At 64.6% G+C, this 1,934-nt stretch carries 2 protein-coding genes and 1 tRNA gene; all 3 read left to right on the forward strand.

Annotated features, from left to right (window positions below; translation table 11 throughout):
• Positions 1-1,019 (forward strand): S16 family serine protease (locus ACOJTD_RS25275; protein WP_420135596.1); only part of this gene is annotated, 1,019 nt, incomplete at its 5' end.
• 108 nt (positions 1,020-1,127) lie between these two features.
• A complete protein-coding gene (locus ACOJTD_RS25280) occupies positions 1,128-1,529 on the forward strand; it encodes a GFA family protein (protein ID WP_420135597.1) in 402 nt (133 codons plus the stop codon).
• Positions 1,530-1,626: 97 nt separating this feature from the next.
• Positions 1,627-1,703 (forward strand) — tRNA-Val (locus ACOJTD_RS25285).
• Positions 1,704-1,934: the final 231 nt, after the last annotated feature.

Raw genomic sequence — 1,934 nt, forward strand, 5'->3', positions numbered from 1 at the left:
TGTTCATCACCACGGCGAACACCCTGAATATCCCGGGGCCGCTGATGGATCGTATGGAGATCATCCGGATCGCCGGCTACACCGAGACCGAGAAGCTCGAGATCGCGCGCAAGCACTTGATCCCGCTGGCGCTGACCAAGCATGGCCTCGACTCCAAGGAATGGTCGATCGACGACGACGCGCTGCTTCTGGTGATCCGCCGCTACACCCGCGAAGCCGGTGTGCGAAATCTTGAACGTGAGATTTCCACGCTCGCCCGCAAGGCGGTGAAGGACCTGATGCTGTCGAAGAAGAAGACGGTGAAGGTCACCGAGAAGGCGATCGAGGAATATCTCGGCGTGCCGAAGTTCCGCTTCGGCGAGATCGAGAAGGACGATCAGGTCGGTGTCGTCACCGGTCTGGCGTGGACTGACGTCGGCGGCGAGCTGCTGACGATCGAAAGCGTGATGATGCCGGGCAAGGGTCGCATGACGGTGACCGGAAACTTGCGCGACGTCATGAAGGAATCGATCCAGGCGGCGGCGTCCTACGTCCGCTCGCGGGCGATCACCTTCGGGATCGAGCCGCCGTTCTTCGAGCGGCGCGACATCCACGTCCACGTGCCGGAGGGGGCGACCCCGAAGGATGGTCCGTCGGCCGGCGTCGCGATGGCCACCACCATCGTGTCGGTGCTGACCGGGATTCCGATCCGGCGCGACATCGCCATGACCGGCGAGATCACGCTGCGCGGCAGGGTGCTGCCGATCGGCGGCCTGAAGGAGAAGTTGTTGGCGGCAGCCCGCGGCGGCATCAAGACGGTGCTGATCCCCGAGGACAACGCCAAGGACCTCACCGAGATCTCGGATGCGATCAAGGGTGGTTTGAACATCATCCCGGTCGCCCGGATGGACGAGGTGATCGCCAACGCGCTGGTGCGTGCGCCGGTGCCGATCGTCTGGGAAGAGGAGCCCGCCAAGCTGTCCGGCAAGCCGGAGAGCCAGGACGGCGACGAAGCCCCGGGCGGTCTCACCGCTCACTGAGCGGCCTCGGCCACTCAAGCAAATCAGCGGCGCCCTTCGGGGCGCCGTTTTGCGTTTGGCGACGGCTGATCTCTGACGCATCATCGGCCGTAACAGGGAGAGAGTCCGATGGAAATCAACGGCCAATGTCATTGCGGACGGATCAGCTACGTCGCGACCATCGACCCGCAACAGGTCGGGATGTGTCACTGCACCGATTGCCAGACGTTCAGCAGCTCGGCGTTTCGCGTCAGCGTACGCGCCAGCCACGCGGATGTGCGGATCTCCGGGACGCCCAAGGTCTATGCCAAGACGGCGGACAGCGGCGCTGTCCGCCTGCAGCACTTCTGTTCGGATTGCGGGACCCCGGTGTTCACAAGCGGCCCGCAGCCAGAGACCGGCGGCTGGGTGATCCGCTGGGGCAGCATTCGCCAGCGAGCCACATTGCCGCCGACGCGGCAGATCTGGTGCCAGTCGGCACTGCCTTGGCTGGGCGAACTCGCGCAGTTGCCCGGCAGTCCCGCCGGCTAGGAGGTTTGCCGGGACGAACGATCGGATCTTCTGCAGCCGGGTCGGTCGCTGTGAATGGCTTGCGTCGCCGACGCTGTCGGCAGTAAACAGGCCGAGCGGGCGGCTAGCTCAGCTGGTTAGAGCATCTCGTTTACACCGAGAGGGTCGGGAGTTCGAATCTCTCGCCGCCCACCAAGCCCACGACGAACTTTGGTGGCTGCTCGTTCTGCTTTTCCGATCGCATCGGGCTATCGATCCTTTCGACGAAAACGCCAAGCCGAAGATGCGCCACGCGTGGAGCAGCGCATCTCCGCTTGCATGAGGCTAGTCGCTTATCGCGACGGGACGCCCGACGAGCTGGGGGTTCGGGAATTGTCCTGACCCGTCGAGCTGCCAGCGCCTTGCCCGCCGCGCTCGACATTGGCC

It is taken from the genome of Rhodopseudomonas sp. (assembly GCF_048594845.1).
Taxonomy (GTDB): Bacteria; Pseudomonadota; Alphaproteobacteria; order Rhizobiales; family Xanthobacteraceae; genus Rhodopseudomonas.